The organism is Pseudarthrobacter lactosi (genome assembly GCF_055412785.1).
The window spans coordinates 175631-189336 of record NZ_JBVAYS010000004.1 but is presented as its reverse complement, the minus strand read 5'-3'; the positions used below and the strand labels follow the sequence as shown (position 1 = coordinate 189336).

The 13706-nt window shown below is 66.5% G+C and carries 12 protein-coding genes and 1 riboswitch; of the genes, 5 read left to right on the top strand and 7 right to left on the bottom strand.

The genetic code is table 11. From position 1 onward, the window contains the following. Positions 1–99 precede the first annotated feature (99 nt). Complete coding sequence (locus ACZY0Q_RS18025; RefSeq protein WP_463918847.1) at positions 100–1623, top strand: UDP-N-acetylglucosamine 1-carboxyvinyltransferase; 1524 nt, start codon at positions 100–102, stop codon at positions 1621–1623. A gap of 64 nt (positions 1624–1687) precedes the next feature. Continuing rightward, positions 1688–2914 carry a glutamate--cysteine ligase 2 gene (locus ACZY0Q_RS18020; protein ID WP_463918846.1) on the top strand — a complete coding sequence of 409 codons (1227 nt, stop codon included), beginning with the start codon at positions 1688–1690 and terminating at the stop codon, positions 2912–2914. A gap of 35 nt (positions 2915–2949) precedes the next feature. On the opposite strand, the gene ACZY0Q_RS18015 is transcribed toward ACZY0Q_RS18020, so the two are convergent. Next, positions 2950–3573 (bottom strand): LysE/ArgO family amino acid transporter, encoded by a 624-nt coding sequence (locus ACZY0Q_RS18015; protein ID WP_463918845.1) that lies wholly within the window; start codon positions 3571–3573, stop codon positions 2950–2952. Between the two features lie 69 nt (positions 3574–3642). Between ACZY0Q_RS18015 and ACZY0Q_RS18010 the strand changes: the two genes are divergently transcribed. Beyond that, positions 3643–4545, top strand: a complete 903-nt coding sequence (locus ACZY0Q_RS18010) for a LysR family transcriptional regulator ArgP (RefSeq protein WP_463918844.1) — start codon at positions 3643–3645, stop codon at positions 4543–4545. A 100-nt stretch (positions 4546–4645) separates the two neighbouring features. Here the strand turns inward: ACZY0Q_RS18010 and ACZY0Q_RS18005 are convergent, their stop codons facing one another. From ACZY0Q_RS18005 to ACZY0Q_RS17995, 3 genes are read right to left on the bottom strand one after another with little or no spacing between them, the layout of a single operon-like run. Continuing rightward, on the bottom strand, positions 4646–5854 hold the full coding sequence (locus ACZY0Q_RS18005) for an O-succinylhomoserine sulfhydrylase (protein ID WP_463918843.1): 1209 nt from the start codon (positions 5852–5854) through the stop codon (positions 4646–4648). Continuing rightward, the gene (locus ACZY0Q_RS18000; RefSeq protein ID WP_463918842.1) at positions 5851–6264 is read right to left on the bottom strand and encodes a rhodanese-like domain-containing protein; all 414 of its coding nucleotides are present in this window, start codon (positions 6262–6264) and stop codon (positions 5851–5853) included. The genes ACZY0Q_RS18005 and ACZY0Q_RS18000 overlap by 4 nt, the downstream gene beginning before the upstream one ends. After that, positions 6261–6518 (bottom strand): DUF1737 domain-containing protein, encoded by a 258-nt coding sequence (locus ACZY0Q_RS17995; protein ID WP_463918841.1) that lies wholly within the window; start codon positions 6516–6518, stop codon positions 6261–6263. The genes ACZY0Q_RS18000 and ACZY0Q_RS17995 overlap by 4 nt, the downstream gene beginning before the upstream one ends. A gap of 13 nt (positions 6519–6531) precedes the next feature. Next, a riboswitch (SAM riboswitch) is annotated at positions 6532–6647 on the bottom strand. Positions 6648–6772: 125 nt separating this feature from the next. Here ACZY0Q_RS17995 and ACZY0Q_RS17990 point away from each other — a divergent pair. Continuing rightward, positions 6773–7282, top strand: a complete 510-nt coding sequence (locus ACZY0Q_RS17990) for a hypothetical protein (RefSeq protein WP_463918840.1) — start codon at positions 6773–6775, stop codon at positions 7280–7282. An 86-nt stretch (positions 7283–7368) separates the two neighbouring features. Continuing rightward, a complete protein-coding gene (opgC, locus tag ACZY0Q_RS17985; RefSeq protein ID WP_463918839.1) occupies positions 7369–9852 on the top strand; it encodes an OpgC domain-containing protein in 2484 nt (827 codons plus the stop codon). Positions 9853–9932: 80 nt separating this feature from the next. On the opposite strand, the gene ACZY0Q_RS17980 is transcribed toward opgC, so the two are convergent. The 3 genes from ACZY0Q_RS17980 to ACZY0Q_RS17970 all read right to left on the bottom strand — a co-directional run bounded on the left by ACZY0Q_RS17980 (position 9933) and on the right by ACZY0Q_RS17970 (position 13703). After that, on the bottom strand, positions 9933–11732 hold the full coding sequence (locus ACZY0Q_RS17980; RefSeq protein ID WP_463918838.1) for a glycoside hydrolase family 5 protein: 1800 nt from the start codon (positions 11730–11732) through the stop codon (positions 9933–9935). A 107-nt stretch (positions 11733–11839) separates the two neighbouring features. Then, positions 11840–13042, bottom strand: coding sequence for an acetyl-CoA C-acetyltransferase (locus ACZY0Q_RS17975; RefSeq protein ID WP_463918837.1), 1203 nt, complete (start codon positions 13040–13042; stop codon positions 11840–11842). Between the two features lie 103 nt (positions 13043–13145). Then, positions 13146–13703: a GNAT family N-acetyltransferase gene (locus tag ACZY0Q_RS17970; RefSeq protein ID WP_463918836.1), complete on the bottom strand. Its 558-nt coding sequence runs from the start codon at positions 13701–13703 to the stop codon at positions 13146–13148. Positions 13704–13706: the final 3 nt, after the last annotated feature.

The following is a 13706-nucleotide window of genomic DNA, read 5'->3' as shown; positions in this document are numbered from 1 at the left end:
GGTTTGTCGAATATCGCATGGGGCGGGTATTCTGGCCGCCATGCCGCGCATGGGACTTCGAAACACCACTTAATAGCTCACCTGTGATATTTTTTACCTATGATTCAGGAAACCGCCGAGCATATCGCCGCCACACTCAGGGACGCCAGGACTGAGAAGGGATGGACCCAGGGCCAACTCGCCGGCGCGCTGGGAACCAGCCAAAGCGCCGTCGCGCGGATGGAGCAGGGCAAGCAGAACCTGAGCCTGAAAATGATCCAGCGGCTTGAAATGATTCTCGACCGCAGCATCGTCAAAGTGGGCAAACCGCAGATGACGCACCTGCGGATCGAAGGCGGCCGCACGCTGTCCGGGGCAGTGGATGTCAACAGCAGCAAAAACGCCGGTGTGGCGCTGCTGTGCGCCAGCCTGATCAACCGCGGCACCACCGTCCTGCGCCGCCTCGCCCGGATCGAAGAGGTCAACCGGATTGTGGAGGTCCTGACCAGCATCGGCGTCGAATGCACGTGGCTCAACGACTCAGACCTCCAGCTCCGTCGCCCCGCCGTCCTGGACCTCGACGCCATGGATGTGGACGCCGCGCGCCGCACGCGCAGCGTGATCATGCTCCTGGGCCCGCTCCTGGACGAATCCGCGGAATACCGCCTGCCATATGCCGGCGGGTGCGACCTGGGCACGCGCACCGTTGAGCCGCACATGCAGGCGCTGCGCCAGTTCGGTCTCACAGTGGAAGCGACTGCCGGTTTCTACGCCGTGCAGGCTCCGCCGCCGGACACTCACGACCGCTCCTTTGTGCTGACGGAGCGCGGGGATACCGTGACCGAGAATGCGATCATGGCAGCGGCGCACCGCCGCGGCACCACAGTCATCCGCAACGCCAGCCCCAACTACATGGTCCAGGACCTCTGCTTCTACCTTGAGATGCTGGGCGTGAAGATCGACGGCGTGGGCACCACTACGCTGAAGATCACCGGGCTGCCGCTCATCGACGTCGACATTGAGTATTTCCCGTCCGAGGACCCCATTGAGGCCATGAGCCTCATCACCGCCGGCATCGTCACCAACTCAGAGGTGACTATCCGCCGCGTCCCCATCGAGTTCATGGAGATCGAGCTGGCCACGCTGGAGCAGATGGGCCAGCAGCTGGAGATTTCCGGCGAGTACGTGGCGCGCAACGGCCGCACACGGCTGGTGGATGTGACCACCAAGCCGTCCGAGCTGCGGGCCCCGGAGGACAAGATCCACCCCATGCCGTTCCCCGGCCTGAACATCGACAACCTGCCGTTCTTCGCGGTCATCGCCGCCAATGCCCATGGCCAGACCATGATCCACGACTGGGTCTACGAGAACCGGGCCATCTACCTCACCGAACTCAACCGGCTCGGCGCCCAGGTGCAGCTGCTGGACCCGCACCGGATCTACGTCAACGGCCCCACGAAGTGGCGGGCCGCCGAGGTGGGCTGCCCGCCGGCACTCCGCCCCGCTGCCTGCCTGCTGCTGGCCATGCTTGCGGCGCGGGGAGTCTCGGAGCTGCGGAACATCTACGTGATCGAGCGCGGCTACGAGGACCTGGCGGAACGGCTCAACACCATCGGCGCCAAGGTGGAGTACTTCCAGGACTAGCGCACGGCAGAATCCGCCGGCCCGCGGACTGCCACGTCCTTGCCCGTTGCCGCACAATATAAGCATGCGTACATTCGGCGTCGAGGAAGAGCTCCTGATCGTTGATCCGGACACGGGTGAGCCGCTTGCCCTCGCGGATGCGATGCTGTCCGGCCGGCGGATGGCCGCCGACGATGCCCCGGAACATCCCTTGGCGCTGGCAGCCAAGGAAATAACCGTTCACGACGACGGGACCGGCCTGACTGCCGAGCTGAAGCTTGAGCAGATCGAGACCCAGACCCGGCCCTGCCTCGAGTATGCAGAACTGCTACAGCAGATCCGGGCCGGCCGGCTGCTGGCGGACGAGGCGGCCATTAAGAACGGTGCCAGGGTCGCCGCGCTGGCCACGTCTCCGTTTGGCCTGGCGAGCCACACCACCCCGGACGCCCGCTATGCCCGGATGCTCGAACGCTTCGGCCTGACCGCGCAGGAGCAGCTGACCTGCGGCTTCCATGTCCACACGTTCATCGAATCCAAGGACGAGGGCGTGGCCGTGCTGGACAGGATCCGGGACAAGCTGGCAGTCCTCACGGCACTGAGCGCGAATTCGCCGTTCTGGAACGGGATGCCCACGGGATTCGAGAGCTACCGCACCCAGGCCTGGAATCGGTGGCCCATGTCCGGACCCTCGGCCATTTTCAGCACCTACTCCGCATACCGGAGGGTCGTAACGCGTCTGCTGGACAGTGGCGTGCTTCTGGATGAAGGCATGATCTACTTTGATGCCCGCCTGTCCCGGAACCATCCCACCGTTGAGGTCCGCGTGGCCGATGTCTGCCTCCGCGCCGAGGACGCGGCCCTCATTGCCGTCCTGGTCCGGGCCCTGGTGGAGTCGGCCAGCCGTGAATGGCGCGACGGCGTGGAACCGGCCCCGGTGCCCACGGTGCTGCTGCGGATGGCGGCCTGGCAGGCGAGCAGCAGTGGCCTGGTCGGCGAGCTGCTGGATTTTGGCACGTTCAGGCCGGCGCCCGCCGTCGACGTCGTCCGGTCTTTGGTGGATTATCTGGCGCCTGTCCTCGCCGAGCAGGACGAACTTTCCCTGGCACGGCAAGGTGTCGAGGACATCATTGCCCGCGGCACCGGCTCCACCGAACAGCGCAGGGTGCGGGACGCGGTGATGGAAAAATCAGCGCCCGACGACGGCGGGCTGGGGGCCGTAGTTGCCCACGCCGTGGGTGTCACCATGCGTGGCACCTCCGGGCTGCTGGAGGCGGACGAAGTCCCGGAGTTGCTGCGCGTGCGCCAGTCCTGACTTCCCGGGACCTTCGCGTCAAGAATCAAACGACTTCACGCACCGATCGCCAGGCGTATCCCCAGCGTGAGCATGACAGCGGCGACGAGTCCGTCCAGGATGCGCCACGACGAGGGCCGTGCAAAGAAGGGCCGAAGGGCCCGCGCGCCGAAACCCAGCGCGCTGAACCAGGCAATGCTGGCGGCGATGGCTCCGCCCCCGAACCACCACCGCAGATCCTGCGCCTGCTGGTTGGCCACCGATCCGAGCAGCAGCACGGTGTCCAGGTAGACGTGGGGATTGAGCCAGGTCAAGGCCAGCACCGTGCTGAGGGCGGCGCCGAGGCCGACGGCGGGTTGCCGCCCCGATGCCGTCAACGCCCCCGGACGAATCGCCCGGCGCGCGGCCATGACGCCGTAGCCCACCAGGAAGGCGGCTCCGGCAAACCGAACCACGTCCACGACCACGGGGCTCGACTGGAGCAGCGCCCCCACTCCGGCGATGCCTGCGGCGATGAGCAGCGCATCGGAGACGCTGCAGACCAGGACGACGGCGGCCACATGCTCGCCGCGGATGCCCTGCCGGAGCACAAAGGCGTTCTGGCTGCCGATGGCCACGATCAGGGCGAGGCCTGTGCCGAAACCCAGTGCGGCGGGGCCTAGAAATGCAGTCAGATCCATATCCTCCAACGTACGGGCCGGACTAGGATTACTCCAGCTAAATATTCTTATCTCTATTAAGGAAAGCTAATGAAGATGTTCCAGTTTGAGCAGCTCCGGACCTTCGCGGCAGTCGTGGACGAAGGCACCCTTGAGGCGGCGGCGCGGAGCCTGTACGTCACGCCGTCGGCCATTTCCCAACGGCTCAAGGCGATGGAGGACGCGGCCGGCCAGATCCTGCTGCAGCGCACCAACCCCGTCCGGCCCACAACAGCCGGGGAAGCCATCCTGCGGTTCGCCAGGCAGGTCCGGCAGCTCGAATGGGACGCCCAGCAGGAGCTCGGGGCGAACCAGGACCGGCCGACGGCGCCCATCCCCTTGGTGGTGAACGCGGACTCACTCTCCACCTGGTTCATGCCGGCGCTGGCAAGTCTTCCGCCGGACCTCGGCGCGTGCTTCGAACTCCGCCGGGAAGATGAACAGCATTCCACCCAGCTCCTCCGGACAGGATCGGTGATGGCCGCGGTAACCGCAACGCCGGAACCGGTCCAGGGCTGCAGTGTGGAACCGCTGGGTTCCTTGCGGTACCGCGCGGTGGCAAGCCCCGGGTACCTCCTGCGCTGGTGGCCCGACGGGCCGGAACTTGCTGCAGGAAGCCTGGCTCCGGTGGTGGACTTTGACCGCAAGGATGACCTGCAGGACGGGTTCTTCCGCAGGCTGACCGGCGCGGAAATGGCGGCACCGCGGCACTATGTGCCGTCGTCGGCCGAGTTCGCCCAAGCCATCCGGCTGGGACTGGGGTGGGGGCTCCTGCCGGATCAGCAGTGCCTGGCCGACATCCGGAACGGCGGCCTCGTGGAGCTGGCACCGGCCGATCCCGTGGACGTGTTGTTGTACTGGCAGCGGTGGAAGATCGACTCGCCGGTGCTCAACCAGCTCTCCGCGGCGGTCCGGGAGACGGCGGCCCGGCAGCTCCGCCAGCCAGGCGCCTGACCGAGCACAAAGCTAAGCGCGAACGTACAGTTGAGGCCCTACAAGCCTATAGAAACAGGGCCTCAACTGTACGTTCGCGCCACGCTAGCGCCAACCAGGACTAGATGTGCTTCAGGGCCTGCTCAAGGTCGCCGATGAGGTCGTCCACGTCCTCCAGGCCCACGGACAGCCGCACCACGCCGTCGCTGAGCCCGATGGCGGCACGGCCTTCGGGACCCATGGCACGGTGCGTGGTGGTGGCCGGGTGGGTGATGAGGGACTTGGCGTCGCCAAGGTTGTTGGAGATGTCGATGATCCGCAAGGCGTCCAGCAGCGCAAAGGCGGCTTCCTTGCCCGAGCGGCCACCCGTCGTCGCAAGTTCCAATGTGAGGACGGTGCCGCCGGCCTTCATCTGCTTGGCGGCGAGCTCGTACTGCGGGTGTGACTTGAGCAGCGGGTACTTGACCCAGCTGACGGCCGGCTGCTGTTCGAGCCATTCGGCCAGCCGCAGCGCGGACGCGGACGAGTGGTTCACGCGCAGCGCCATGGTCTCCAGGCCCTTGGTGAGCACCCAGGCGTTGAATGCGGAGAGCGCCGGGCCCGTGTGCCGCATGAGCTGCTTGACCGGGCCGTCGATGAATTCCTTCGTGCCCAGGATGGCGCCGCCCAGGACGCGTCCCTGGCCATCGATGTGCTTGGTGCCGGAGTACACAATCACGTCCGCGCCGAACTGGCCGCAGCGCTGCAGCAGCGGAGTGGCAAAGACATTGTCCACGACGACGGTGGCCCCGGCGGCGTGCGCGAGCTCGCTGACCGCGGCGATGTCCACGATTTCCTGCATCGGGTTGGACGGCGATTCGAAGAACACGGCGGTGGTGGGCTCCGACAGTGCGGCAGCCCACTGATCCAGGTCCGGGCCGTCAACAAACACGGTTTCCACGCCCCAGCGCGGCAGGATTTCGTTCAGGATCACAAAGCAGGAGCCGAACAGGGAACGCGCGGCAACCACCCTGTCCCCAGCCGCCAAGAGGGCACCCAGAGCGGTGAACACCGCTGACATGCCCGACGCCGTCGCGAAGCACGCCTCGGTGCCTTCGAGCAGGCGGAGGCGTTCCTGGAAGGTGGCCACGGACGGGTTGCCGTACCGGGAGTAGACGAAGCGTTCGTCCTCGCCGGTGAAGGCACGCTCGGCGGCGGCAGCGGACTCGTAGACGAAGCCCGAGTTCAGGAAGACCGGTTCGGTGGTTTCCTGGAAGTTGGTGCGGTCCAGCCCGCCTCGGACGGCCTGCGTCTCGGCGCTCCAGCCGGCGGCGTCTTCGTTGAAGGTCACTTGGCAATTCCAAGGTTGGTGGGCAGGCCGCGGTTCTTCCAGCCGTTGACGGTGCGCTCGCCGTACCGGTCCGGCTCGCCTTCGAAACCCTCCAGGACGTTGTAGGAGGTGAAACCGGCCTGCGTCGCGGCGACGGCGGCGGCGATGGAGCGCTGGCCCGAGCGGCAGAGGAACACCAGCTCCGTGCCGTCGTCCTCCGGCGCCTGCTGTGTCAGGTCAGTGATGAAATCCGGGTTGGGGATGCCGCCCGGGAACGTCCACGGAATGAACAGGGGATCGTTGTCCGTGGCCTTGGTATCGGGGATGCCGATGTGGGCCCATTCGCCCTCGGTGCGGACGTCCACCAGGATGGCGCCCAGCTCCAGTTTGGCCCAGGCTTCCTGCGGGGTGAGGTCTCCGGCGTAGCTCACGCGTGGCCCTCGCCGTCGAACTCGAGGTCTTCCACGGCGGTGGCGACGGCGGCATCCGCACTGGCGATCGCCGTCGGGAGGATCAGTGCCTGGGCAACAATCACGCCTCCGCCGTTGAACGTCGCGGCCGGGCTGCCGTGCAGGACATACCCTTCGGCCAGGGCAGTGGAAATCCGTTCACAGAAAGACCTGTCATCCGGCCCGGTGACAAGCCGGTACAACAGTTTCTCTTCAGGGGCGGGGGCGTCAGACACGACGGAACTCCTTCTTTCACGCTTGCAGCTCGAATTGGTCGATATGCCGAGTATTCACCTGAGGCACCCCGCCGCGAAAGGGAGGGTTGCCGACCGGCCAGTCAGGGCTTGGCGCCGGTTCTCATTACTCCCCAAAAACGTAACACCCGCCCCGCTCTGCCGCACGGCCGCCGTCGTCATGTTCCGTAACCAACGCGAATTTCCGTAACCCCGCCGTGCTTCCGTAACCCGGGCGCCGACGGGACAATCGGGTCATGGGGAAGATGCGGGGCCACTCACTGACGGGCGCCTGGGCACGGGTTTTGGCCGTGGGGCTGTGCGCCGTGCCGGTGCTCCTGGGCGCGACAGGCTGCCGGGACATTTTCGCTCCGCCGCCCTGCATGCCGCCGGAGTTTTCCATCTCGCCGGCCGCCGCGAAACCGGGTGACCAGGTCACCGTCAGCGCGCCGGACACCACCTGCGATGCCCGCTACGGCGCCGACGCGCGGGTCCAGGCGGAATTGCTGGATCCGTACGGCACCACCGTGCTGCAAGAGCTCGCTCCCATGACCGACGACGGCGGCTTCACTTTGGTGTTCACCGTCCCGGCTGGCATGGCACCCGGGACAGCCGGGGTCACGGCCTACCCCTATGGCGTGGACTGGTGCGACGACACCGGGGTGAACAACAGGGCGGGGGCCGGACCGCAGACCCTCGTCGGAGTCGCCTGTGCGCAGCGGCTCGTGCCGCTGTTGGTCCTGGGACCCGAGACTAAGCAGGGCTGAACCGGACCAAAGGCGGAGGCAGATAGAGTTTGCAGAGGCACCGGCCACCGTCTTTGAAGCAGCCGTTCTTGGGGGATTACACCAGTATGCCAACAGCCACCGCTCCGACCCGCAACGCCAGCCTTGCCGGCCCTGCCAAGCAGACACGGCTGCGGGCCGCCGTCGTGCTCCTGCTCACCGTCCTGCTGGCTGTCCTGGCGATGGGACTTACCGCCGGCACCGCCCGCGCTGCCAGCACAGCTCCGGAGCCGGGAAAGCCGCTGCTGGGCGCTGTCCTTGAATGGGGCGAGGATTCGGCGGCCAGCTTTGCCGAGCGGCTGGGAGCGACGCCGGCCCTGCTGGGCCATGACATTTCCATCCCCTTCCGTTCCTCGGAAACCACCGCTATCCGGCAGTTCCTGGACCAGGCTGCAGCCCTGGGCTCCCATGCCATGCTCACCGTCAAACCCACGGTTCCGCTGCAGCAGATCGACGACGCCGCCGCCCGGTCATTTGCCGCCGAGATCACCAGGATTTCCGCGGGTTTCCGGGGCCAGGTGCTGGTCCGCTTCGCCCCGGACATGAACGGGAGCTGGCTTGACTGGGGGCAACAGCCGGCCGCCTACCGGGCCGCCTTTAGGGCAGTGGCTGCGGAGTTCAAGGAAACGGACGACGCCGGCACCGTGATGGTGTGGGCACCCTTCCTGGGGCGGGACTACCCCTTTGACCGGAACCGCAATGCCCCCGCTGCCGGCAGCGAGGGCTTGGCCCTGTTGGACACGAACGGCGATGGCACCTGGGACGGCACCGACGGCGCCTACGCGCCTTACTATCCCGGGGACGACGCCGTGGAATGGGTAGGGCTGTCCGCCTACCACGACGACACCGCGGGCACGGCCGCCGTCAACACCGTGGCCGCCCCTGGGGAACTGGCAGGCATGCTGACCGGAGTGGGCAACGAGGACTTCTACGCCACCTACGTGGAGCAACGGGACAAGCCGTTCCTCCTGCAGACCGCGGCCTTCTACAGCCCCGCTGCCGGCGGCGCCGCGGAGGCCGACATCAAACGGGGCTGGTGGGACCAGACACTCGAAACTGCGACGTCCGGACAGTTCAGCAAGACCGCTGCCGTGGTTTGGGACGAACGGACCAGCACCAGGGACACCGGCGTAGCCAGCATCGACTGGACCATCACGGGAAACGCCGACGTGGCTGCAGCGGCACGCGCCCGGCTGGACGGGTCCGGCCTCGTCACGGGTCCGGTCGAGGGAATCGTCTCCGGCAAGGAGTATGCCCAGGCCAACACCCTGACGGGCGTGGCGGCCTGGAGCGTGGGCGCGGCCCTGCTCATCTTCCTTGTTGTCCTGTGGCAGGTCCCGCGGCGGGTGACCGCCGTGGCTGCCTGGGGTTACAACGACCCGTCAAACCGGGATGCCCGCGTGGACCTGCTGCGCGGGGCAGCCATCGTCTTTGTGGTGGTGAACCACCTGGGCCTGACGTCCCTGTTCCAGCTCCTGACCCAGGAAGCGGTGGGTTTCGTCTCGGGCGCGGAGCTGTTTGTGCTGTTCTCCGGACTGGTGGTGGGCATGGTCTATGGCCCACGGGTCAAGGACGACTTCGGCACGGTGGTTGACCTGACGTCACGGCGCGCGGGCAAGCTCTATGTCACCGCCCTGGTAGTGCTGGTGGGCATTTTCCTGGTTTCCCTGTTGCCCATCTTCCAGACGGATCCCCTCACCACCTACACCGACCAGGGAACAGGAGGGGCCGGCCATGCCGCGTCCGGCCGGACCTACAACCTCTATGCCGGCATGGAATCGCTTTTTCAGTTCCCCGTTCCGCCCCAGGTCCTGCCGGCCATCCTGCTCCTGCAGTTCGGGCCGTGGCAGTTCAATGTGATGGGCCTGTACGTTGTCCTCCTGCTGGTCAGCCCGCTGATCCTCGCCGCCCTGAACCGCGGCCGGGCGCTGTGGGTACTGGCGGCAACGCTGGGCGTCTACGCAGCGGGCGCGGCCACCCGGACCAGGCTGCTGCCTTCCCAGTTCGAGGATTCATTTCCGCTGCTGGTGTGGCAGGTGCTTTTTGTGATCGGCCTGGTGGCAGGTTTCCACCGGCGGAAAATCGTTGCATGGCTCTCGGCCCACACCTGGGCGGTGGCAGCCTGCTGCGGGGCCGCCATGGTTTTCGCGTTCCTGTCCTGGGGCAACCCTTATCTTGCCAACGGGTTTGACCTGCGGCTGGGCGTCATCCCGGATTCCCTGTACCGGGCCATGTATGACTCCTTCTTTGCCCGCACCTACCTGGCGCCGGGACGGCTGCTGAACGTCGTGGTCCTGGTGGTAGCGGCCTACGCTTTCCTCACGGCCTACTGGAAGCCCACCGAGCGTGCCTTCGGATGGTTTCTTATCCCGCTGGGCCGGGCCACGCTCTACGTCTTTGTTATCCACGTGGTCCTCATCGCCGTGGTTGCCAACATCCCGGCCCTGCAGCAGGGCGACATTCTCCTCAACACGGCTGCCTACGCTGTAATCCTGGGGCTCCTGTGGGTCATGGTCCGGACGCGCTTCCTGTTCAAGATCATCCCCACCTGACCTGGCACCACATGACCTGACCTGACCCCACCTGGTCTGGCGTGACGCCAGCTGGCTTGGCCCGCCGGGTTACCGGAGTTTCACTGGTCGTGCAGTTCGCGGGTCAGGAGTTCCTGGAGGGCCGTATTGGGTTCGGTGGGTTTGCCGGCGCCGCTCAGATAGAGCCCCATCCGGGCGCCGTGGTATTCCCAATAGGCGAAGCTCAGGTTGTTTTCTTCCAGGAGCGCCAGCATGTCGGTGACCCACTGGCCGCCGCCCTTGCCCTCCATCTGGAAGGCCTGCCGGACCAGGCCGAATTCCAGGACCGACATCGGCACGTTATTGTCCTTGCCGAACTGCACGTTCTTCGCCATCTCATGGGCCAGATAGGCCTTGTCGCGTGCCATGAATCCGTCGCCGGCGGCGCCAGGCGACTCGGCGTAAACATCGAGCTGGAGGCAGATCACGGGGAGAGCGCCGGTTGAGGGTGCAATATTCTCACCCCGCATTTGGCCCTGAATGCGGTACTTGTTACCGGGCACTACCTTGAACAGGTGTGCATCGTTGCTCCATCCCGCGATCGACCCGGTGCCCGCGGCGTCGCTGATTGAGAGGCCGCCGTTGTCCTGGTAGCCGGCCGCCTCCCGTGCGAACCCGGCCGGTGACGCCGGATCCCCGCCCACCTCCCATTCTTGCCAGTCCAGCGTCCCGGCGCTGTCCAGGCGGTCAGTGGCGATCTGCCGGATTTCGGTGCCGTCAGGGCTGTACTCCGTCACCGTGATCGCGTCGAAGTAGGCCTTTCCCCGCATGCCGCCCTGGGAAATGACCAACGGGGTGGCCGCTACCGCTTTGCTGTCGGTGATCGCGACGATGCCGCTGTCGTAGGTCCTCCAGTCCGACGTTCCAAGGGGCAGCGATGGACTGGTGACACGGCTTTCCGTCAGCTGCACCCTGTCCCCGGTCGGCAGGATCACGTTCGGATCAGGGTAGCGGCCGCCGTCCTTGATCGGTCCTTCAACCCAGGACGCGTACTGGTGGGTGTACTTGATGGGCTCGTAGAAATGGAAGTCGTACACAACGTTTTTGTCGTCGACCAGAAAATGCTGATTGATTCCGGCAGTGCCGTAGCGGCCATTGACCCCGTACACCCCGCCCACCACCAGCAGATGGTTCGAGTCCACTGACCGCACCACGGCCACCAGTTCCCGTGCAAAGTCCTGCCACTGCTGACCAGTCGCATCCGTTGTCACGGGCTGGTTGAGCAGATCGTAAGCGGCAACGGCAGGCTCATCCTTGTACCGGGTGGCGATTTCGCGCCACAGGTCGGCATTTTTTTGCCGCAGCGCCGGATCGGACCAGATATCGAAGTTGACGGCGTCCCCGGTGGGATCCAGCCAGAAGCCGCCGATCGGCGTATGCAGATCCAGGATCAGGCGCATTTTCTGTTGCCGCGCCCAGGCCACGTTCTGGTCCAGCCACTTCAAGAAGACCGTAGGGGAGTCGGCGTACCACTCACCGGCAAAGGCGAAGCGGATGGCATTGAAACCCATCTGCCTGGCGCGCCCGAAGTCTGCCTCCGAATGGTCGCGGGTGCTGAGGAGATCGGACCCATCGATGTTCTTGTGGTACAGGTTGGAGAAGTTCACGGCCTTCAGCCTCGTAGGCTCGCCGCCGAGAACCAGACCCGTACCCGCGGCGGTCACGAACTGCGGGGGAGATGGTGCTTTTGGCGCCGACTCGCCCTCTTTGGTCCCGTTCAGCGCGCACCCGGCAACAACCAGCAGCGGAACCAGCACCAGCAGGAGCGTCCACAGCCACCACGGCCGCCGGTGCCCGTTCGGCGGCCACCAACGACGGCGCGGTGTCCGTTCCGGTCCGTGCGGCTGAGTGACCCCGGGCATCGAGAGCTCCCTCGTTCGGCGGGTAGAGGGCCAGCCTATTAGCTCGCGCAGCGCCTGTCGTGGTCTTTTCCATAAAGATTCACGATTAGGTAGCCCCCCGTAAGCCCCTAGCCGCGGGCTTTGAGGATCAGGGCATCGCCCTGGCCGCCGCCGCCACACAGGGCAACCACGCCTGTCCCGCCGCCGCGCCGGTTCAGCGCCAGCGCCTGATGCAGGACCAGGCGGGCCCCCGATGCGCCCACCGGGTGGCCCAGGGCGATGGCGCCGCCGTCGGCGTTGATCCTGTCCGCGTTGATCCCCAGGTCTTTGGCGGACTGCAGTACAACCGACGCGAAGGCTTCGTTGATCTCGATCAGGTCCACGTCGTCAATGCTCAGCCCTTCAAGTTTCAGGGCCCGCTCAATGGCGCGCGACGGCTGGGAATGCAGGGACCCGTCCGGTCCGGCGGTCTGGCCGTGGCTCCCGATCTCCGCGATCCAGCTGAGGCCTGCCGCCTCCGCTGCTGACTTGCTGGCCACCACCACGGCGGCCGCGCCATCGGACAGTGGGGACGCAGAACCGGCGGTGATGGTGGCGGCCGGGTCCTTGGAGAAGGCTGGCTTCAGTGCCGCGAGCGTCTCGAGGGTGGTTTCGGCGCGGATGCCTTCGTCGGCAGCAATCACGACGGCGGGTCCCCGGCGCTGCGGGACCTCCACCGGAGCGATCTCTTCAGCCAGGATGCCGGCCTCCCGGGCGGCCTCGGCCCGCTGGTGGGAGAGGGCGGCGACGGCGTCCTGGTCCTCACGGCTGATGCCGAGGCGGGCGTTCCCGGCGTCGGTGGCGGACCCCATCAGTTCGCCGGAAACGGGGTCCTGCAGGCCGTCAAAGTTCAGGGCATCCAGCAGCGGCGCATCGCCGATCGCCACGCCGCTGCGAAGCCGGGGCAGCAGGTGCGGGGCGTTGGTCATGGACTCCTGGCCTGCCGCCACAATGAACTCAGCCTCTCCGGCGCGGATCATCCGGGCGGCATCGATCACGGCGGTCAGCCCGGACAGGCACAGTTTGTTGATGGTCACAGTGGGCACATCCCAGCCGATGCCGGCGGCAAGGCTGGCCTGCCGGGCGGGCCCCTGGCCCGCGCCCGCCTGGATGACCTGGCCCACGATGACGGCCTGGATCTGTTCCGGCGCCACCCCGGACCGTTCCAGTGCGTTCCGGATGGCGTGGGCACCCAGTTCGCTGGAGGTGAGCCCGGAGAGGCCGCCGCGGAACTTGCCGAAGGGGGTGCGTGCGCCGCCCAGGATGACGGGGATGTGAGCGTCGTTGCTCATGGGTGCCTTTCGATTGCGGATTCAGGAGTGCTTGGGGCCAGCTTAGGCGAACCCTGGGCGCCGCTGAGATGCCCCAGCCGCTGTGGATTCGGCTGCGGTGGGCTCAGCCGGGGAGGAGCAGCTGGTGGAGCAGGTGGTCCTGCCAGCGGCCGGCAATTTTCAGGTACTGCGGGGCTACGCCTATTTCCCGAAAGCCGGCGCGGCCGAGGATCTTGCGTGAGGGCTCATTGTGGAGCAGCGTTGCCGCCTGGATGCGGTGGAGGCCCAGTTCCGTCCGGGCATGGTCCGCGGCAAAGCGGACTGCCGCAGTCCCGATGCCCCGCCGGTTGAGGCTGGAATCGACCCAGTACCCGAGGTTGGCGTTGAGGAACGGCCCACGCACGATGCCTGTGAGCGTGACCGCGCCGAGGATGTAAGCGGGATCATGGTGGTCCACCAGCACCCACGGAACTTCCTGGCCAACGGCGTGCTGGGCGAGCTTGGCCCGGATGATGTCCAGTTGATGCCTGGGCGTGAAGAAGGCTTTGTCCCGCTCCGGTTCCCAATGCGCGAGGTGCTGGCGGTTTCGGAGGTAGGCCTCGCTCAGCCCGGCGGCGTCGTTACGCAGGAGCAGCCGGATTTGGACCCCGGGGACAAGGAGGGCCGGGGCATCGCTAAGCAAGAA